A 19,605-nucleotide genomic window follows, 5' to 3' on the forward strand; every position below is an offset into this window, starting at 1 on the left:
CGTCAGCTGCTGGCAGTGGGGTCTGTCGCTGCCGCGAAAGAGCGGGCCATTTCGACGACGCTCCCGATGACGACGATGGCGGGCGGGCGGACGTCGGCGCGCTGCGCGGCGCCAGCGATCCCCCGGAGGGTGTCGATGAGGAGCCGCTGCGCCGGCGTGCTGCCGTCGCTGATCACGGCGGCGGCGGTGGAGGACGGCCGCCCGCCGCGCAACAACGCGTCGGTGATCGTCGACAGGTTCTGCACCGCCATCATCAGCACGAGCGTTCCGGTGTCCGCCCCCAGCAGCTCCCAGTCGACGGTCGATCGAGGGTCGCCGGGAGGTAGGTGACCGGAGACGACCGTGAAGTGTTGGCACCGGCCGCGGTGGGTGACGGGGATTCCGACGAGTTCGGGCACGCTGAGCGCGCTGCTCACTCCGGGGACCACTTCGCAGGGGATACCGGCGTCGAGGCAGGCGTGCAGCTCCTCTGCGCCGCGCCCGAAGACGAATGGGTCCCCTCCTTTGAGGCGGACGACGAGGCGGCCGGCGCGGGCGTGTTCGATGAGCAGCTGGTTGATGTCTTCCTGGCGGGCTCCAACGCCCCGGGGGAGTTTGCCGACGTCGACGATGTCAGCGTCGAGGCTGTCCAGCAGGGCTCTCGGCCCCAGTCGGTCGGTCACCACCACGTCCGCGTCGGCAAGGAGGCGACGCCCGCGGACGGTGAGCAGCCCGGGGTCGCCGGGTCCCCCGCCGACGAGCGCGACGCGGCCTCGCGGCGAGGCTGCGGTGCCTGTGGCGAGCGAGCCGTCCTCGAGTGCTGCCACCAGCGTGTTCCGCACGGCGCTGGCTCGACGTGGATCACGCTCCGCGTTGACGGCGATGGTGAGCCCGTCCACCCGGCCGGTAGCCGGTGTCCAGGCCGTCGAAGCCGTCGCGTCGTCAGCCTGGACACACCAGATCCGGCGCAGCGCGGCTTCCGCGGCCACGGCCGCGTTGACGGTGGGATCGTCGGTGCAGGCCTCCACCAGCCATGAATCCGCGAGATCACCGTCCTGGTACGGCCGCTGGTGCACAGTGACGGTGCCCGCGGCGGCCGCATCCCTCAGTTCAGCGGTGACGTGCGGCGCGATCACGGTGACAGCGGCCCCGGCGGTCACGAGTCCGCGGGCGCGGCGGGTGGCCACGGCGCCGCCGCCGACGACGACCACGGCACGCCCGGCCACCTGGAGCGTCAGCGGGTATCCGTCGTTCACGGGGAGCTGGCGTCTTTGTCGGTCACGCCGGCGGCGTCGAAGGTGGCCATGTCGCGCAGCGCTCTGGCGGCACACTGGACGATGGGTAGGGCGAGTACCGCCCCGGTCCCTTCGCCGAGACGCAGTTCGAGCTCGACGAGCGGCCGCAGCCCGAGGTGGCTCAGCGCGACCGCGTGCCCGGGTTCGGCGGAGCGGTGCCCGGCGATGCAGGCCGCGACGACGTCCGGAGCGAGGGCGTGGGCGACCAACGCCGCGGCCCCGGCGATGACTCCGTCGAGGATCACCGGGACGCGGGCGGCGGCGGCGCTCAACAACAGCCCGGCGAGCGCGGCGTGTTCGAGACCGCCGACCGCGGCGAGCGCACCGATCGGGTCGGCCGGGTCCGGCCGGTGCCGGGCGAGGGCCCGTCGGATGACCTCCACTTTGCGGGCGTGGGTGGCGTCGTCGATTCCGGTGCCCCGGCCGGTGACCTGGGCGGGGTCGGCGGCGGTGAACACGGCGATCAGCGCGGCCGAGGCGGTGGTGTTGGCGATGCCCATGTCGCCGGTGAGCAGACAGCGGTTGCCAGCGGCGATGAGGTCACGACCCACCTCGATGCCGGTTTCGACGGCGTGCTGCGCTTCGGCGCGGGTCATGGCCGGGCCGGCGGTCATGTCGGCGGTGCCCGGCCGGATCTTGCGGGGGAGCAGTCCTGGAACGGCGTCGAGCGGAGTGGCGACGCCGACGTCGACCACGACGACTTCCGCGCCCTGCTGGGTAGCGAAGGAGTTGATGGCCGCCCCGCCGGCGAGGAAGTTCGCCACCATCTGCGCGGTGACCTCCTGCGGCCAGGGTGTGACGCCCTGCGCATGCACCCCGTGGTCGGCTGCGAAGACGGCGACCACGGCCGGCTCCGGGAGCGGCGGCGGGCATTGGCCGGCCAGACCCGCGAGTTGGACGGAGACGTCTTCGAGGACGCCGAGGGCGCCGCGGGGCTTGGTCAGGGCGTCCTGACGTTCGCGGGCGGCCTGCACCGTCGCCGCGTCCAGGGCGGTGATCGCCGCGACCGTCTCGGCGAGCAGGTCTGCCACCGGCCCGCCCGGCAGCCCGCGGCGGTTCCAGCTGCCGTCGTGGACCGCCCAGGACAGCGGCCGGCGCAGCGCCCAGCCAGCGCTGTGCAGTTCTGGCTCCTCGGGGAACTTCGTTACGTGCCCGACACAGAGGTAGGAGACCACCTGGAGGTGGTCGGGCAGGGCGAGTTCCCGGGCGAGTTCCCGCTCGTCGAAGAAGCTGACCCAGCCGACGCCGATACCTTCGGCACGGGCGGCGAGCCACAGGTTCTGAACCGCGAGGCAGCTGGAGTAGGCGGACATCTGAGGTTGACTGTGCCTGCCGAGGGTGTGGCGTCCGCCGCGGGTCGGGTCGCAGGTCACGGCGATGTTCAGCGGCGTGTCGAGGATGGCCTCGGTCTTGAGTGCGCGGAAGGCGCGGGCCCGGGCGCCCGGCAGGGTGTCGGCGTAGGCGTCGCGTTGCCGGGCGGCGAGCGCGTGGACCCGCTCGCGGACCGCGCGGTCGCGGAGGAGCAGGAAGTCCCACGGTTGGGAGAAACCGACGGAGCCGGCGGTGTGAGCGGCGGTGAGGATTCGGGTCAGCGTGGCGTCGTCGATCGGGTCGGGTCGGAATCCGTTGCGGATGTCGCGGCGGTCGGCGACGACGCGGTAGAAGGCGTCCCGTTCGGTGTGTGTGTAGTAGGTCACGCCGATCCCTCCGTCTCGTGCAACACCGCGGCGAACCCCGCCGCGACGTGGTCGTTGGTCGGGTCGTCGCGGACCGCGACGCGTAGCCAGTCGGGACCGAGACCGGGGAACGTGTCGCCGCGGCGGGCCGCGATGCCCCGGGCCCGCAGATGTGCGAGGACACTGGCGCCGTCGGGCACGTGCACGAGCAGGTACGACGCGGTCGCCCCCGAAACCACCTCGGCCCCGACCTGGTGCAGCCGTTCGGCGAAGGAGGCCCGTCGAACCGCGAGGTCGCGGGCCCAGGTGTCGATCTCCGCGACCGCCTGCCCGCTGCTGCATGCCTCGGCGGCCACCAGGGCCGGGCTCGACACGGGCCATAGGGGCTGCGCGGCGGCGAGCCGGCGCACGATGTCGGGGGCCGCGAGCAGGTACCCGATCCGCAGACCGGCGAGGCCCCACGCCTTGGTGAGGCTGCGCACGACGGCCAGGCCGGGCAGCGTCCGGTTGCGCGCCAGGCTGCCAGCCTCCCCGGGGACGCAGTCCGCGAAGGCTTCGTCGACGACGAGCAGCCTGCCGGGCCGGGTGAGCGCGGCGACCACTTCGGGTGGGTGGAGGATCGAGGTGGGGTTTGTGGGGTTGCCGAGGATCACCAGGTCGGCGTCGGCCGGGATGGTGGTCGGATCGAGGTGGAAGGGCGGCGGCAGCACGACCCGGTCGACCGGGTGCCCGGCGGCCCGCAGCGCCGCTTCGGGTTCGGTGAAGGACGGATGCACGCACACCGCCCGACGCGGACGCAAGGTACGAGCGAGCAGGACAAACGCTTCCGCGGCACCCGCTGTCAGCAGCACCTCGTCGGGCGAGCGGCCGTGTCGGCGGGCGACGGCAGCCCGCGCGGCGGTTGGGTCGGGGTAGCGGCCCAGATCGGCGAGCGCGGCGGCGAGTCGAGCGTGCAGCCAAGGCGGCGGTCCGGGCAGCCGCACGTTGACCGCGACGTCGAGCAGCGCGGCGGTCGCGTCGAGGTCGCCGTGGTGGTACAGGTCGACGTCACCGCCCCGTCGCAGTCCGGTGTCGGTCATGCGTGCACTTGCGGGAGGTGAACGTGGTCGTCGGGGTGGTCGTGCGGGACCTGCGGCGTGCCCACCCGGTGTTCGAAACCGGGTAGTGCGACGCGGTACTGACAGGTGTCGCAGTTCATCCGGATGTCGCCGCCGAGCGCCTCTCGGTAGCGCGCCAGGACGAGGTCGGCGAGTTCGTCGCTGTCTCCGAGGACGTCCGCGCGGCGCACCTCGATGTCAGGGTGAGCGATGGTCCATTCGACGCTCTGGCTGCCGACCCGGTCGGGTAGCACGCCTGGGAACAGGAAGTACGGCAGGACCGCGACCCGCCGCGCGCCGAGCCGCCGGCAGCGTTCGAGTGCCTCGGGCACACCGGGTTGCGCCAGGCTGATGAAGGCGGGTTCCACGCCGGCGAGCCCGCGGCCCTCCGCGAACAGGCGGGCGGTCTTGACGTGTTCCGCGTTGGCGTCGGGGTCACTCGAACCGCGGCCGACCAGGACCACCGTGGTGTCGGCGCGCTCGGAACGGTCCAGCACGGAATCGAGCCGCTGGTCTAGCAGGTTCAGCAGCGTCGGATGCGGGCCGAGCGCCCGTCCGTAGTGGTAGACGGTGCCCGGGTGGCGCTGCGCTTCCCGGGCGAGGGCAGCAGGCACATCGCCCTTGGCGTGACCGGCGGCAACGAGCACGAGGGGGACCACACCGAACTCACGGTGGCCGGCGGTGACGAGATGACGGACGGCGTCGGCGAGTGGGGGCGGGGACAGTTCGATGAACCCGCCGGAGACAGGTAGCGACGGGGCGCGCCGGCGCAGCCGGTCGAGGAGGGCGGCGAAGGCGCCGACGCCCGCGTCGCTGCGGGTGCCGTGTCCTACCACGAGAAGTGCGGGGTTGGTCATCGGTTGCCGTCCTGGTAGAGCAGCGCGTTGATCGCGGCGGCTGCGACCGCGGAGCCGCCTTTCGCCGAGCGGTTGCTGATCGCCGGGAGGCCCGAGGCCCGAAGGGCCGCCTTCGACTCCACGGCACCGACGAATCCGACCGGGAGACCGACGACGAGGGCTGGTTCGGCGTCCAGGATCAGCAGCTCGCTCAGTGCGGTCGGGGCGCAGCCGATCACCCACACGGCGCCGGGACCGACCTCGGTGAACGCGGCGTGGACGGCGGCGGCGGACCGGGTGCGGCCCGACATCGGGGGGGTGCTGCGGATCCGGCAGACGGCGGTCCGGTCGGTGATCCCGGCCGCGACCATCTCCACGTCGGCGACGACCGGAGCCCCGGCCCGCAGCGCCGTGAGCCCCGACACCAGGGACGCCTCGTCGCACACCAGATCCTCGACGTAGGAGACGTCGGCGCTGGCATGCAGCACTCTCTCGGTCACCGCTCGACACAGCGGAGGCAACCGCGTCAGGTCCACCCGGCTGCGCAGGATCTCATAGGACCGGGACTCGATCGGGTGCACCGCCCTCACCCGGGCTCACCGCCGTAGCGGCGGTCGAGGCCGCGAATGCGCCACAGCCCGCCCGCGAGCAGCCACGCCGCGACGAACAGCCCGACGATGACGTAGCCGAGGGACTCGAAGTGATCCGAGAGCCGGGCGTAGCCGGCGACCGGGCCGGCGATCCCGGCGTGGCGGACCAGCAGGTCGGCCAGGTACACGGTGGCGATGAACCCGGCGATGGCCACGGTGAGCCCGGTCGTGACGATGTTGTAGTAGAGCCGACGGGCCGGCCGGCGGAACGCCCAGGCGTAGGCGCGGGTCATGAGCAGCGAGTCGAGGGTGTCGAACGCGCTCATCCCCGCGGCGAACAGCAGCGGAAGAGTGAACACAGCGAGGACGGGCAGACCACCGCTGGACGCGGCGCTGGCCGACAGGGCCAGCAAGGTCACCTCGCTGGCGGTTTCCAAGCCAAGACCGAACAGGATGCCGACCGGGTACATGTGCCAGCTCGACCTGACGAGGGCGCGCGCCCGGCCGCCGAGGATGCGGTTCATCAGTCCTCGGTTGAGCAGCTGAAGCTCGAGCTCACGGCTGTCCAGGTCGCCCCGGGCCATCCGTCGCCACAGGCCGACGATGCCGGTCAGCACCATCGCGTTGAGCACTGCGACGAGGAGCAGGAAGACCATGCCGACGGTCACCGATACGACGCCGCCGATCTGCCGGAAGGCGGTCACACCCGCCGAAGTGGACGTCCCGGCGGCGGCCGCCACAACCATGGCCAGCGCGACGACGACGGTGGAGTGACCCATGGCGAAAAAGAAGCCGACGCCGACCGGTCGGCGTCCCCGCTGAAGCATTAGTCGAGTGGTGTCGTCGATGGCGGCGATGTGGTCGGCGTCGAATGCGTGCCGCACACCCAACACGTAAGCCAGCGTGCCGGCACCCGCGAACGTTCCGGCCGCCGCCAGGTTATGCGACCAGTACAGGTAGGACGTCCACGCGGCCACGTGCAGCAGCGCGATGAAGCCGATCACGCCGGAGAGCCGGACCCGTTCGGCGCGGGTCCAGGCGGCGGCTGCGACGAGCTCACTCACCTGCGGATCTCCTCGATCGCGTCGACGGGGCAGACCTCGATGCACTCCCCGCAGCCGGTGCACCGGTCGGCCAGCACCACGAGCGGCACATCGACTCCGGGGCGGACGGCGTGGACCGGGCAGGTGCGCAGGCAGGCGCCGCAACCGACACACGCCGAGGTGACGGCGAGCATGCTCAACCCCACCGGTATCCCCGCGGGGTGACCATCCGGCCCGCCACGGTCCGGGTCTGCGAGCTGCCGACCACCACGACCGTAGTCATCCCGACCCGGGCCGGATCGACGTCGGCCAGCGTCGTCAGGTCGACCTGCTCCCCCGGCCGGCTCGCGTCGGTGACGACGCCGACCGGCGTGGTTGTGGGCCGGTGCCCGGCGAGGATCCCGAGCGCCTTGGCCAGCTGCCAGTCCCGGCCGCGGCTGCGCGGGTTGTAGAACGTCACGACGAGATCCCCCTCCGCAGCGGCCGACACCCGGCGCTCGATCGCCTCCCACGGTGTGTGCAAGTCGGAGAGGCTTATCGCGACGTGGTCGTGGCCGAGGGGTGCGCCGAGCAACGCCGCGGCGGCGAGCGCGGCGGTCACGCCCGGCACACCGACGACGTCGAACGAGCCGTCGGCGAGCTCCAACGCCGGGCTGGCCATCGCGTACACCCCGGCGTCGCCGCTGCCGACCAGGGCGACCGCCCGGCCCGCGCGCGCGTGATCGACGGCGGCCCGGGCCCGTTCCTCCTCGGCGCCGATCCCGCTGACGAGGACCTGGGCGCCGGGGGGGAGCAGGTCGCGGATCTGCTCGACGTAGCGGTCGAGCCCGACGATGACCCCGGCCCGGCGCAGCTCGGCGGCGGCCCGCGGTGTGAGCAGGTCGCGGGCGCCGGGGCCGAGTCCCACCACCGCCAGCCGGCCGCGCGGCCGGTGCCGGGCGATCGCCACGGTCGCCGTGGCGCTCTTGCGCTTGGCGACAACGAGGTCGGCGTTGCCGCCCAGCAGCGCGGCGGCCTCCGCGACGCTCGGTGTGCCGACCGCCGCGCGCACGACGTCCGATGGGTGCGGCACAGCCACCGCGGCCAGTGCGTCGGCCGGCTGGGCGACCAGCGGCCGCGCCAACTCGGCGGCGGCCGCGACGATCCCCGGCTCGTCCGCTTTCGCCGCCACGGTCGCCAGGTGGCGGATCGACGCCTCGGCCAGCCCCGCCTCGGCGAGGGCGCCGCGGACGAGCTCGAGCACCTCCGCCGCGGGGGCGCCGCGACTGGCGCCGACCCCGACGACGAGGCTCGGCGGCCGGAGCACGACCGCCGGCCGCGGCGGGGCGACGAGGCGGTCGGTCACCACCAGGCAGGGGGCGCCCAGCTCGGCGACGACGACCTCGACGACCGGCAGCGCGGGCAGCGGCCAGATCGCATCCGCCGCCAGGGTCACCCGCCGGCCGTCGAGCAGCGCCGCGGTGACGGCCGCGACATCGCCCTCGACCGGCCAGCCGAGACTGTCCAATGCGGTCAGCCCGGTGACGTCGCTCGCCGTGGTGACGACGGGCTCGGCGCCGAGGACCGCCGAGACCCGGCGGGCCAGCGCGTTGGCGCCGCCGGCGTGCCCGCCGATGAGCGCGACGGCGTACCGGCCGGCCTCGTCGACGCAGACCACACCCGGGTCGGTGTGCTTGTCGGTGAGGCGCCGGGCGAGCAGCCGGACCGTTGCGCCGGTCGCGAGGAAACACACCAGCCGCTCGCACTCGGCCCACGCCCGATCGATCTCGCCGACCGGATAGCTGCGGACGGGGGCCAGGCTCGCGGCCAGCCGGTCGGCCAGCCGGCGCCCGGAGGCGGTCGCGGTCACTAGCCCGATCACCGCTGCTCCCCCCAGACGAGGAACACCGGGTTGGTCCCGGACAGCCGAGTCCCCACCGTGCCCAGCGGGGCGAGCCGGTCGGCGTGCAGCAGGCAGCCGCCGGTCCGGTAGCCGGCGCCGGTCAGCAGGTCGGTGGCCGGCGACACCCGTTCGAGCGTCGCGAGGGCGACCACGATCCGGGCGGGTCGACGGGCCGCGACCGCGGCCACGACGTCCGGTCCGCCGCCGCCGACGAAAACGGCGTCCGGGTCCGCCAACCGCTGGAGCACGCCCGGGGCAGAATCCTGCACGACGTCGATCTCGACCCGGTGGTGGGCTGCGTTCGCGCGGGCCAGGTCGCAGGCCCGCGGATCACGGTCGACCGCGATGACCGCGGCGCCGAAGCGGGCGCACTCGATACCCAACGAGGCGCTGCCGGCGCCGAGGTCCCAGACGAGATCGCCGACGCCGGGGCCGAGATGCGCGAGGGCGAGGGCCCGCACCTCGGCCTTGGTCACCATCGAGTCCCGGTGGTCGAACTCGGCGTCGTCCAACGCCCACCGGGCCGGGCTGTGCCGGGGCGGATGCACCCAGCCCATTCCGCCCGGCGCATCGGCGGGGGCGAGGCAGAGCACGAGGTTCGGGTCCCGCCAGGACCCGGCAGCCGCCTGCTCCGGGGTGCACTCGGCCAGCCGCTCGTCGGGACACCCGAGGTTCTCGGCGACGACCAGCCGGCGGACCCGCCCGGTCAACGCGGCGCCCAGCTCGGCCGGGCCGACGCCGGGGCCGGTGAAGACCGCGACCTTGCGATGGGCCCGGCAGACATTCACGGCCCGCCGGAGCTCCCGCCCATGGGCGCTGACGACCACGGCGTCGTCCCACGGCAGGCCGATCCGGGCGAAGGCGAGAGTGACCGACGAGCGGGCCGGATAGACCTCGACATCGAGGCCCGCGGCGCGCAGCAGCCGCACGACGCCGAAGAAACCGGGGTCGCCGGAGGCGAGGACGACGGCGTCGCCGTCAGCGGCGGCCAGCTCGGCCGCCACGGCGGCGACGTCGCCCAGGACGATCCGCCTGGCGGCGGCGGGCACCGGTGTCGCGGCCAGGTGGCGGGCGGCGCCAGCGACCACGGCCGCGCGGGTCACCCGGTCGAGCGCCTCGGGCGCCAACGGCGAGCCGTCGATCCCGATGACGGTGAGGCGTTTCACGGCTGCCACCGCCCGGAGGAGGCGACGAGCCGCCGGCCGTCGGGGTCGACCATGGCGACGTCGACCGACAGCTTCCCGTCCGCGAACCGGTTCAGGTTGTCTGCGACCCGCCGGCACAGCAGGTCTCCGGCCGGCCGGAGCAGTCCGGCGGCCTCCCACATCTCGTAGGCGTGACGGGCGGTGTTGGCCGCGGACACCTCGGCCACGCAGTCGCCATCACCGCCGGCGTCGGCGGTGATGGCCGCCAGCAGGCCCGGGTCGACCTTCGAGCGGGTGTAGTGGGTCATCAGCACGCCGGCGGCGAGCTTGGTGAGCTTGCCGACCATGCCGACGAAGACGGCTTCGGACAGGCCGCGGGCCCGCGCCTCGCGCAGCGCCGAGCCGGTGAAGTCGCCGACCTCGACGAAGCAGACCTCGGGCAGATCCGGGAGCAGCCGCATCGCGGCCTGCTCGGTGCGCCCGCCGGTGGACAGCACCAGCGTGCGTTCGCCCTGCGCGGCCATGACCGCGATGGCTTGGACGACCGACGAGCGCCAGGATTCGGTGGAGAACGGCCGCACGATCCCGGTGGTGCCCAGGATCGAGATGCCGCCCAGGATCCCCAACCGCGCGTTGGTGGTCTTGCGCGCCATCCGCTCCCCATCCGGGACGCTGATGACAACGCCTACGCCGACCGTGGTGAGGTCGACGACCTCGCCGACCGCGGTGCGGATCTGCTGGCGGGGCACCGGGTTGATCGCCGGGCCGCCGACGTCGAGACCGAGTCCCGGCTTGGTGACGACGCCGACACCGACCCCGCCGTCGAGTTCCAGGCCGGGATGCTCGGCCCAGCGCACCGTGGCCGTCAGCCGGGCGCCATGGGTGACGTCGGGATCGTCCCCGGCGTCCTTGACGACTACCGCGCTGGCCGCCCCCGCGCGGACGGCGTAGGAGTCGACGGGCAGCACGACCCGATCGCCGGTCGGCAGCGGGGTGTCGACGGTCGGCGGGGTGGTGCCGGTGGAAAGGGCGGTGCAGGCGGCCTTGGCGGCGGCGGCGGCGCAGGTGCCGGTGGTCCACCCGGTGCGCAGTGCAACGGTGCGGACGCGGGCGGTGCGGGGCAGCTCCGGTTCGCGCAGCTCCGGGGGTTCGCTCACGGCTCCCCCGCCCGAAGCGTGCGGCGGGCGCCGCGGTCGGCCTTCCGGTAGCCGTGGAAGTGACCCGGGTGGTAGAGGTGTGACCGGGTGCCTCCAGCCGCCAGTGCCGGCCCGACGAGCACCAGGGTGTGCTTCCACAGCCGGTGCGCCTTGACCGTGACTTGCAGCTCGTCGAGCCGGCATCGGGTGACGAGCTCCTCGGGCCAGCTGACCCGGTAGGCGACCACGCACGGGGTGTCCGGCGGGTAGCCACCGGCCAGCAACTCGTCCTGGAGCTGGCCGGACCGGGCCGCGGAGAGGAACAGTGCCATCGTCGTCCCGTGCCGGGCGAACTCAGCGACCGACTCCCGGGCCGGCATGGGGGTCTTGCCACCTTCGAGCCGGGTGAGCACGACCGACTGGGCGACCTCGGGGATGGTCAGCTCGCGGCGGACCGCCGCGGCGGCCGCGGTGAAGCTGGAGACGCCTGGGACGACGTCTACCGCCAAGCCGAGGGCGGTGCAGTGGTCGAGCTGCTCTTGCACCGCGCCCCACAGCGCGGGGTCGCCAGAGTGGATGCGGGCGACGGTGAGCCCGTCGCGGGCGGCCCGGTCGTAGACAGCCAGGACCGCTTCGAGGGGCAGCGCGGCGGAGTCGACGATCTGCGCGGCGGGGCAGGCGTGCGTGAGCACGCCGGGGTGAACCAGGCTCGATGCCCAGATCACCACCTGCGCCTCCGCGATGACCCGCGCGCCGCGCAGGGTGAGCAGGTCGGGCGCGCCCGGGCCGGCGCCGACGAAAGTTACCCGGCCGGACGTCACAGCCGCCCACCGCGGGAAGTGCGGGCCGGTGGCACGATGACCGTCGACAGGTAGGGAGCGGGGCCGGCACCGAGCAGGTCCCGGGCCGGCCGGATGTCCTCGTCGATCAAGCCGAGGGCGGCGCCGTAGACGGCGCCGTCGAGGCGTCCGGCGGCCTCGATGGCGGTGAGCACGTCGGCGAGCACCCGGCCGCCTTTGTAGGCGACGATGGCGTCGTGCCGACCGAGTGCGTCCCGGAACTCCTCGATGCCTGCGGTCAGTGGCAGTAGCAGCAGACTCTCGCTGCCTTCGACGAGAACGGTGCCGCTGCGGGCCGCGAGGTCCTGCATGGCGGTGATGCCGGGCACGGTGGTGACCTCGACGTCGGGGACCAACTCGCGCACGGTCCGCGCGAGATAGCTAAAGGTGGAGTAGACAGCCGGGTCGCCGATGGTGGCGAACGCGACCGTGCCGCTCTCGCGCAGTGCCCCGGCCACCGCGGCGCCGGCGGCGTCCCACGCGGCTTCGCGGGGAGCCACGTCGTTCAAGGCGAATGTGAGCCTTTCGACGGGCCGGTCGAGGTGCGCGCGCACGGTACGTTCGGCGCGTCCGAGCTCTCCGGTGTCGGCCACCGGAACGAACACCACGTCGGCCTCGCGCAGTACGCGCAGCGCTTTGACGGTCAGCAGGTCGGGGTCGCCGGGCCCGACGCCGACGCCGACCAGGCGGCTGCCGTTCATGCGGCGCCCACCAGCGCCGCGGCCAGCCGCGGGGAGCCGGCCGGATGCACGTGGAGGTAGGAGGCGACGACGCCGGAGTCCCGGAACCCCTCTGCGCGGCCATCGGCCAGCCGCCAGGCCGGGCGGGGACCGGCCGGCGGATCGCAGGCGGTGCGGTGGAACTCGTGGCCGCGCACGACGACGCCGTCGGGGCCGGTGACCTCCCGGTAGCCGATGGTGAGCCGGTCGGTCATCCGGGCCCGAGCCGACAGGACACCGCACATGGGGTGACCGTCGAGCTCGCGGGTGAGGTACAGCAGCCCGGCGCACTCCGCGTGGACCCGGCCGCCCGACGCGGCCAGTGCGGCGACCGCGGCGCGCAGCCCGGCATTGGCGGTGAGGTCGGCGGCATGCACTTCGGGGAAGCCGCCGCCGAGGACGAGAGCGCGGGTCCGCTCGGGCAGTGCCTCGTCACGCAGGGGGTCGACGGTAACGACGTCCGCGCCGGCTGCGGTCAGCAGCTCGCTGGTTTCGGTGTAGGAGAAGGTGAAGGCAGCGCCACCGGCGACGGCGACGACCGGCCGCCCCACTGTGGGTTTGCCCACGGCGTCGTGCGGCGACCAGGGGGTGGCGGCCAGTGGCGGCGCGAGGCGGGCGACGGTGAGGACCGCTTCGAGGTCGACGGCGGCGGCGACGGCGGCGGCGAGGCGGTGCACGGTGGCCTGGGTCTCGCGCATCCGCTCCGGGGCCGGGACCAGGCCCAGGTGCCGCGACGGGGTGCTCAGCGCGGGATCCCGGTGCAGCGCACCGAGGACCGGCACGCCGGAGCCGGCGAGCGCCTCGCGGAGCAGCTGTTCGTGGCGCGGCGATGCCACCCGGTTGAGGATGACTCCGGCGATGCGCACCCGGAGGTCGAAGGTGGTGAACCCGTGCACGAGTGCCGCCACGGACCGAGACTGTGCCGAGGCGTCGACCACCATGACGACGGGGGCGTCGAGGAGCCGGGCGAGGTGCGCGGTGGACGCTTCGTCGGTGGCGCCGCGGCCGTCGAACAGGCCCATCACGCCCTCGACGACGGCGATGTCGGCGCCGCGGGCGCCATGCAGGAACAGCGGGCCGATCAGCGCCTCGCCGACGAGGAACGGATCGAGATTGCGGCCGGGTCGGCCGGTTGCGACCGCATGATGGCTCGGGTCGATGTAGTCCGGACCGACCTTGTGGCCGGACACCCGCAGGCCGCGCGCGGTCAGGGCGGCCATCAGGCCCGTGGCCACGGTGGTCTTGCCGGCTCCGGAGGAGGCCGCGGCGACGACCAGGCGGGGCAGGCTCACCATTCGATGCCCCGCTGACCTTTCTGGCCATTGTCCATCGGGTGTTTGATTTTGGTCATCTCGGTGACCAGGTCGGCGGCCGCGATCAGTGCCGGGGCGGCATCGCGACCGGTGATGACGACATGTTGGGTGCCGGGACGAGCGCCGAGGACGTCGACGACCTCGTCGACGTCGACCACACCCCACTTCATCGGGTAGGTGAACTCGTCGAGAACGTAGAGTTGGTAGGTCTCGGCGGCGAGGTCTCGCTTGACCTGCGCCCAGCCTTCACGGGCCGCGTCCTCGGAGGAGGAGATGTCGCGCTGCACCCACGACCAGCCTTCACCCATCTTGTGCCAGCTGACCGGGGCACCTTCGCCGCTGGCCCCCAACACCCGCAGGGCGTGTTCTTCGCCGACCCGCCATTTGGCGGATTTGACGAACTGGAACACCCCGATCGGCCAGCCCTGGTTCCACGCCCGCAACGCGAGTCCGAAGGCCGCGGTGGACTTGCCTTTGCCGGTTCCGGTGTGCACCACCAGCAACGGTCGGTTGCGCCGCTCCCGGGTGGTGAGTCCGTCCTCGGGGACCGTCTCGGGTTGGCCCTGGGGCATCAGGCAGCGCTCCTCACGTCGCGGACGAGACCGGCGAGCCGCCCGGCGGTGAGCCCGTCGAGGCGGAGAGCGACGCCGCCGAGGGCAGCGGCGAGCCGGGGGGCGAGTCCGAGCCGGACCGGCCCGGACTCGCAGTCGACGACGACGGTCGCGACGCCGCGCAGCAGCGGCGCGACGCAGACCGGGTCGGCTCCGCTGGTATGCCGGCCGTCGGTGACGACGACGAGCAGGGGACGGCGTCGGGGGTCACGCAGCTTCTCCACCCGCAACACGTCCGCCGAGCGGAGCAGTCCGGCGGAGAGCGGCGTGCGGCCGCCGGTCGGCAGCGCGTCGAGCCGGGCCGCGGCCACCTCGATGCTGGACGTCGGCGCGAGCAGGACGGTGGCAACGGTGCCTCGGAAGCTGACGAGCCCGACCTTGTCCCGCCGCTGGTAGGCGTCGCCCAGCAGCGAGAGGACCGCCCCCTTGACCGCGCGCATCCGCTGGTGGGCAGCCATCGAGCCGCTGGCGTCGACGCAGAACAGGACCAGGTTGCTCTCCCGACCCTCGCAGACCGGTTCGCGCAGGTCGACCGGGCGCACCAGGAGCGGCGTGCCGCGGCGGCCCCGCTGGAGTTGATGGGGCGCGGCGGCCCGCAGGGTGGCGATCAGGTGCAGTCGGGCCAGGCGGCCCTCCGGCGGGCGCGCCGCCACGGTGCGGCCGGCTTCGGTGCGGGCGCGGGAGCGCCGGCCGGCGCCACCCTCGCCGAGGCCGGGAACTTGCAGCAGCCGGGCGCGGAACGGCGCGGCAGCCGGCACCGGCGCCCGATCCGGGCCGTCGCCGGCCGGTGGCGAGCCGTCGCCGGCCGGTGGCGGGCCGTCGCCCGCCGGCGCCTCGTGCCCTGTCGTGGGCGGGCTTCCGCCGCCGCCACCGTCGGGTGTGGGCGGCTCGTCCTCCGGCGGCAGGTCGTCGGCTGCGGCGAGGGCCCGGTCGAGCTGTTCGCCGTCGAGGCCCGGCGCGTCGAAGGGGTCGCGGCGGCGACGGTGAGGCAGCGCGAGTCGGGCGGCGGTGCGCACATCGTCGGCGCTGACGTGGTCGCGGCCCGACCAGGCGGCGAGTGCCACGGCCGCCCGTGCCGTGACGAGGTCGGCGCGCAGTCCGTCCACGTCGAAGGCCGCGCACACCGCGGTGACCTGACGCAACGCGGCGTCGGAGAGGACAACTCTCGCCAGCTGCCGGCGGGCTTGCTCGATGCGGCCGGCGAGGGCGGTGTCGGCGTCCCGCCACGCGGCGGCGAAGCCGATCGGATCGGCGTCGTGCGCCATCCGCCGGCGGACCACCTCGGCCCGGTCGTTCGGGTCGCGGGACGCGGTGACGTCGACGGTGAGCCCGAAACGGTCCAGCAGCTGCGGACGCAGTTCCCCCTCTTCCGGGTTCATCGTGCCCACCAGCAGGAACCGGGCGGCGTGGCGCACCGAGATTCCGTCGCGTTCGACATACGACGTGCCGAGCGCCGCGGCGTCGAGTAGCAGGTCGACGAGATGGTCGTGCAGCAGGTTCACCTCGTCGACGTAGAGCACGCCGCGGTGGGCGGCGGCCAGCAGACCCGGCTCGAATGCGGCCACCCCCTGGGTGAGCGCGCGTTCGAGGTCGAGGGAACCGACCACCCGGTCCTCGCTCGCGCCGACGGGCAGCTCGACGAGTCGGGCCGGCCTGGTCGAGGCCGCGACGTCGTCCGGGTGCGGCCCGTCGGGGCAGTCCGGGTCGGCCCCGGCGGGGTCGCAGGAGAACCGGCAGCCGGCCACGACGGCGACCGGAGGCAGCAGGGTGGTCAGTCCGCGGACCACGGTGGACTTGGCGGTGCCCTTCTCGCCGCGCAACAGCACCCCGCCGATGTCCGGGGACACAGCGTTGAGCACCAGGGCGAGCTTGAGGTCGTCCATGCCGACAACAGCAGAAAAGGGATACGTCACGACGCGCCCTCCAGATCACCTTCGAGCTCGAGGTAGGTGGCGCGCAGATCGGCAAGGGTCTCCGCCCGCGGCTCGGCCCACATGCCCCGGTCGGCGGCTTCCAGCAGCCGTTCGCTGATCCCGCGTAACGCCCACGGATTGCTCTTGGTCATGAACGCGCGCACCTGCGGGTCGAGGACGTAGGAAGCGGCCAGCGACTCGTACATCCAGTCATCGACCACACCAGCCGTCGCGTCGTAGCCGAACAGATAGTCGACGGTCGCGGCCATCTCGAAAGCACCCTTGTATCCGTGCCGTTGCATGGCGGCGATCCACCGCGGGTTGACCACCCGGGAGCGGAACACCCGGTGGGTTTCCTCCGCGAGGCTACGAGTGCGAACCCGGTCCGGCGCGTGCGAGTCGCCGATGTAGGCCGCCGGGTTCGCGCCGGTGAGATGGCGCACCATCGCCACCATTCCGCCGTGGTACTGGAAGTAGTCGTCGGAGTCGACGATGTCGTGTTCGCGGGTGTCCTGGTTCTTCGCCGCGACCTGGATCCGGCGATATGCGGTTTCCATGTCGAGCCGGGCGTCGCGTCCGTCCAATCCGTTGCCGTAGGCGTAGCCGCCCCACACCGCGTACACCTCGGCGAGGTCGGCGTCGCTCCGCCAGTTGCGGGCGTCGACGAGCGGCAGCAAACCGGCCCCGTACGCGCCGGGTTTGGAGCCGAAGACGCGGGTGGTGGCCCGCCGCCAGTCGCCGTGGCCGGCCACGTCGGCGAGCACATGGGCGCGGACGAAGTTGGCCTCGGCCGGCTCGTCGAGGGCGGCTACCCGGCAGATCGCGTCGTCGAGCAGCGCCACGACGTGCGGGAACGCGTCCCGGAAGAATCCGGAGATGCGGACCGTCACGTCGATCCGCGGCCGTCCGAGCTCCTCGAGCGGCACAGGTTGGAAACCGGTGACCCGCCGGGACTGCTCGTCCCACGTCGGCCGGCAGCCAACCAGCGCGAGCACCTCCGCGATGTCGTCCCCCTGGGTGCGCATGGCGCTGGTCCCCCACACCGTGAGCCCGACCGAGCGCGGCCAGTCTCCGGTGTCGGCACGATGCCGCTCCAGCAACGAGTCGGCGAGGGCCTGCCCGGTGTCCCAGGCCAGCCGGCTGGGGATTGCCTTGGGGTCGACCGAGTAGAAGTTGCGCCCGGTCGGCAGCACGTTGACCAGGCCGCGGGTGGGCGAGCCGGACGGGCCGGCGGCCACGTACCTGCCGTCCAACGCGCGCAGCAGGTTAGCCAGCTCGTCGGTGGTCCGGGCCAGACGCGGCACCACCTCGACGGCGGCGAAGCGCAGCGTTGCGGCCACCGCCGGGTCGCCCGGGATCTCGTCGGCGACCCGCGGGTCCCAGCCGGTGTCCTCCATCCGCTGGACCAGCGCCCGCGCGTGGCCCTCGACCCGGTCGACGTCGCCGCGGGCGGCCTTGCCTTCGGCCAGGCCGAGGGCCTCCCGCAACCCCGGGAGCGCGCCGTGCGCACCCCCCCAGAGCTGGCGGGCGCGCAGGATCGCGAGCACGAGGTTGACCCGTGCCTCGCCGACAGGTGGCTGACCGAGAACGTGCAGGCCGTCGCGGATCTGCGCGTCCTTGATCTCGCACAGCCAGCCATCGACGTGCAACAGGAAGTCGTCGAAGGCCTCGTCGCCCGGCCGTTCGTCGACGTGCAGGTCATGGTGGAGCTGCGCGGCCTGGACGAGCGTCCAGATCTGGGCGCGCACGGCGGGCAGCTTCGCCGGGTCGAGGGCGGCTACGGCGGCATGCTCGTCGAGCAGCTGCTCGAGCTTGGCGAGGTCTCCGTAGGACTCGGCCCGCGCCATCGGCGGCACGAGGTGGTCGACGATCGTCGCGTGGCCGCGCCGTTTCGCCTGGGTGCCCTCACCCGGGTCGTTGACGATGAACGGATAGACCAGCGGCAGGTCGCCCAGGGTGGCGTCCGGTGCGCAGGACGAGGACAGGCCCAGGCCTTTGCCTGGGAGCCACTCAAGGGTGCCGTGTTTGCCGAGGTGCACGATGGCGTGGGCGCCGAAGCTGCGTGCCAGCCACCAGTAGACGGCGAGGTAATGGTGACTGGGCGGCAGGTCCGGGTCGTGGTAGATCGCGATCGGGTTCTCACCGAAACCGCGCGGCGGCTGGATGGCGAGCACGACGTTGCCGAATCGCAGCGCGGCGACGACGATGTCGCCGCCCTCTACGTAGAGGGTGCCGGGCGGTTCCCCCCAGTGCTCCAGGACCCGCCGGGCGAGGGCGGCCGGCAGCGCGGCGAACCATTCGCGGTAACTCTCCAGTGGGACCCGGGCCGGCGCCGCCGCGAGCTGGTCTGCGGTGAGCCACTCGACGTCATGGCCTCCGGCGGCGATGAGCCGGTGCACGAGTTCGTCACCGTCCTCGGGGAACCCGTCACCGAGGTCGTAGCCGGCGTCTCGCAACGCGCGCAGGACGACCACCGCCGAGGCTGGGGTGTCCAGGCCGACCGCATTGCCGACCCGCGCGTGCTTGGTCGGGTAGGAGGAGAGCACCACGGCGAGCCGCTTCTCGGCGTTCGGAACATGGCGCAGCCGGGCATGGGCGAGCGCCAGGCCCGCGATCCGGGCGGCCCGTTCGGGGTCGGCGACGTAGACAGGGACGCCGTCGGGGCCGGTTTCCTTGAACGAGAAGGGCACGGTGATCAGCCGGCCGTCGAATTCCGGGATGGCCACCTGCATCGCCGCGTCGAGCGGGGAGATGCCGGTGGTGCCACCGGACCAGGCGTTGCGTGACGAGGTGAGGCACAAACCCTGCAGGACCGGAACGTCGAGCGCGGCCAAGGCACCGACGTCCCACGTTTCGTCGGTGTCTCCGGCACCGGCCGCGTGCGCTCCGCCGGCGGCGAGCACGGTGACCACGAGCGCGTCGAGTTCGGCGAACAGGTCCCACAGTGCGCGGTCGCGGCCCCGCAGCGAGCCGCAGAAGATGGGGACGGCGTCGCCCCCGGCCGCCTCGACCGCATCGCAGAGGGTGTCGACGAATCCGACGTTGCCGGACAGCTCATGGGCCCGGTAGTAGACGACGCCGATAGCCGGCCGCCCGCCGCGGCGGGCCCGGCCGGAGCGGATGCCGTGCGCCGGCATCGGCACCGGCGGGGCGAACCCGAGTCCGGTGAGCAGCACCGTGTCGGACAGGAACCGGTGCAGCTCCGCCAGGTTGGCCGGCCCACCCTCCTCCAGGTAGCGCAAGGCTTCGGTGGCCACCCCGGCCGGCACGGTCGAGGTCGCCATCAGCAAGGCGTCCGGCTCTGCCTCACCCCCGAGCACGACCGCGGGTGTAGCTCGGGCCAGCAGCGCGTCGAGGCCCTCCGGCCATGAGGTGCGCCCGCCCAGCAGGCGAACCACGGTGACGTCCACCCCGTCGAGCAGATCGTCGAGATCCGCTGGAACGGTCCGGGCGGGGTTGGCCACTCGCCATGGCGCGCCGCTCGCCCGGGCGGCGAGCAGATCGGTGTCCGCGGTGGACAGCAGAAGCATT

16 protein-coding genes are annotated in these 19,605 nt (G+C 73.5%); all 16 read right to left on the reverse strand.

Annotated elements, in window-relative coordinates; genetic code table 11:
• Nucleotides 1–2: 2 nt before the first annotated feature.
• The 16 genes from cobA to cobN are packed head-to-tail and all read right to left on the reverse strand — an operon-like array spanning nucleotide 3 to nucleotide 19,604.
• Complete coding sequence (gene cobA / locus VNG13_13430) at nucleotides 3–1,235, reverse strand: uroporphyrinogen-III C-methyltransferase (GenBank protein HVA61519.1); 1,233 nt, start codon at nucleotides 1,233–1,235, stop codon at nucleotides 3–5.
• Nucleotides 1,232–2,971, reverse strand: a complete 1,740-nt coding sequence (cobT, locus tag VNG13_13435; protein ID HVA61520.1) for a nicotinate-nucleotide--dimethylbenzimidazole phosphoribosyltransferase — start codon at nucleotides 2,969–2,971, stop codon at nucleotides 1,232–1,234. Before cobT ends, cobA begins: the two co-directional genes overlap by 4 nt.
• Nucleotides 2,968–4,029: an Rv2231c family pyridoxal phosphate-dependent protein CobC gene (cobC, locus tag VNG13_13440; protein HVA61521.1), complete on the reverse strand. Its 1,062-nt coding sequence runs from the start codon at nucleotides 4,027–4,029 to the stop codon at nucleotides 2,968–2,970. The genes cobT and cobC overlap by 4 nt, the downstream gene beginning before the upstream one ends.
• Nucleotides 4,026–4,904: a sirohydrochlorin chelatase gene (locus tag VNG13_13445; GenBank protein ID HVA61522.1), complete on the reverse strand. Its 879-nt coding sequence runs from the start codon at nucleotides 4,902–4,904 to the stop codon at nucleotides 4,026–4,028. Before VNG13_13445 ends, cobC begins: the two co-directional genes overlap by 4 nt.
• Entirely contained in the window at nucleotides 4,901–5,473 is a 573-nt protein-coding gene (locus VNG13_13450) for a precorrin-8X methylmutase (GenBank protein HVA61523.1), read from the reverse strand. Before VNG13_13450 ends, VNG13_13445 begins: the two co-directional genes overlap by 4 nt.
• Nucleotides 5,470–6,537: a HoxN/HupN/NixA family nickel/cobalt transporter gene (locus VNG13_13455; protein ID HVA61524.1), complete on the reverse strand. Its 1,068-nt coding sequence runs from the start codon at nucleotides 6,535–6,537 to the stop codon at nucleotides 5,470–5,472. Before VNG13_13455 ends, VNG13_13450 begins: the two co-directional genes overlap by 4 nt.
• Nucleotides 6,534–6,710: a 4Fe-4S binding protein gene (locus VNG13_13460; GenBank protein ID HVA61525.1), complete on the reverse strand. Its 177-nt coding sequence runs from the start codon at nucleotides 6,708–6,710 to the stop codon at nucleotides 6,534–6,536. The genes VNG13_13455 and VNG13_13460 overlap by 4 nt, the downstream gene beginning before the upstream one ends.
• A 2-nt stretch (nucleotides 6,711–6,712) precedes the next feature.
• Nucleotides 6,713–8,377, reverse strand: a complete 1,665-nt coding sequence (gene cobJ / locus VNG13_13465; protein HVA61526.1) for a precorrin-3B C(17)-methyltransferase — start codon at nucleotides 8,375–8,377, stop codon at nucleotides 6,713–6,715.
• Nucleotides 8,374–9,564, reverse strand: coding sequence for a precorrin-6y C5,15-methyltransferase (decarboxylating) subunit CbiE (gene cbiE, locus VNG13_13470; protein HVA61527.1), 1,191 nt, complete (start codon nucleotides 9,562–9,564; stop codon nucleotides 8,374–8,376). The genes cobJ and cbiE overlap by 4 nt, the downstream gene beginning before the upstream one ends.
• Nucleotides 9,561–10,700 (reverse strand): cobalt-precorrin-5B (C(1))-methyltransferase, encoded by a 1,140-nt coding sequence (locus tag VNG13_13475; GenBank protein HVA61528.1) that lies wholly within the window; start codon nucleotides 10,698–10,700, stop codon nucleotides 9,561–9,563. Before VNG13_13475 ends, cbiE begins: the two co-directional genes overlap by 4 nt.
• On the reverse strand, nucleotides 10,697–11,500 hold the full coding sequence (gene cobM / locus VNG13_13480; protein ID HVA61529.1) for a precorrin-4 C(11)-methyltransferase: 804 nt from the start codon (nucleotides 11,498–11,500) through the stop codon (nucleotides 10,697–10,699). The genes VNG13_13475 and cobM overlap by 4 nt, the downstream gene beginning before the upstream one ends.
• A complete protein-coding gene (gene cobI, locus VNG13_13485) occupies nucleotides 11,497–12,219 on the reverse strand; it encodes a precorrin-2 C(20)-methyltransferase (GenBank protein ID HVA61530.1) in 723 nt (240 codons plus the stop codon). The genes cobM and cobI overlap by 4 nt, the downstream gene beginning before the upstream one ends.
• On the reverse strand, nucleotides 12,216–13,532 hold the full coding sequence (locus tag VNG13_13490; protein HVA61531.1) for a cobyrinate a,c-diamide synthase: 1,317 nt from the start codon (nucleotides 13,530–13,532) through the stop codon (nucleotides 12,216–12,218). The genes cobI and VNG13_13490 overlap by 4 nt, the downstream gene beginning before the upstream one ends.
• Complete coding sequence (gene cobO, locus VNG13_13495; protein ID HVA61532.1) at nucleotides 13,526–14,122, reverse strand: cob(I)yrinic acid a,c-diamide adenosyltransferase; 597 nt, start codon at nucleotides 14,120–14,122, stop codon at nucleotides 13,526–13,528. The genes VNG13_13490 and cobO overlap by 7 nt, the downstream gene beginning before the upstream one ends.
• A complete protein-coding gene (locus VNG13_13500) occupies nucleotides 14,122–16,044 on the reverse strand; it encodes a magnesium chelatase subunit D family protein (protein HVA61533.1) in 1,923 nt (640 codons plus the stop codon). Before VNG13_13500 ends, cobO begins: the two co-directional genes overlap by 1 nt.
• A 26-nt stretch (nucleotides 16,045–16,070) precedes the next feature.
• On the reverse strand, nucleotides 16,071–19,604 hold the full coding sequence (gene cobN, locus VNG13_13505; protein HVA61534.1) for a cobaltochelatase subunit CobN: 3,534 nt from the start codon (nucleotides 19,602–19,604) through the stop codon (nucleotides 16,071–16,073).
• Between the last annotated feature and the right edge of the window lies 1 nt (nucleotide 19,605).

It is taken from the genome of Mycobacteriales bacterium (assembly GCA_035533475.1).
Classification (GTDB): Bacteria; Actinomycetota; Actinomycetes; order DATLTS01; family DATLTS01; genus DATLTS01.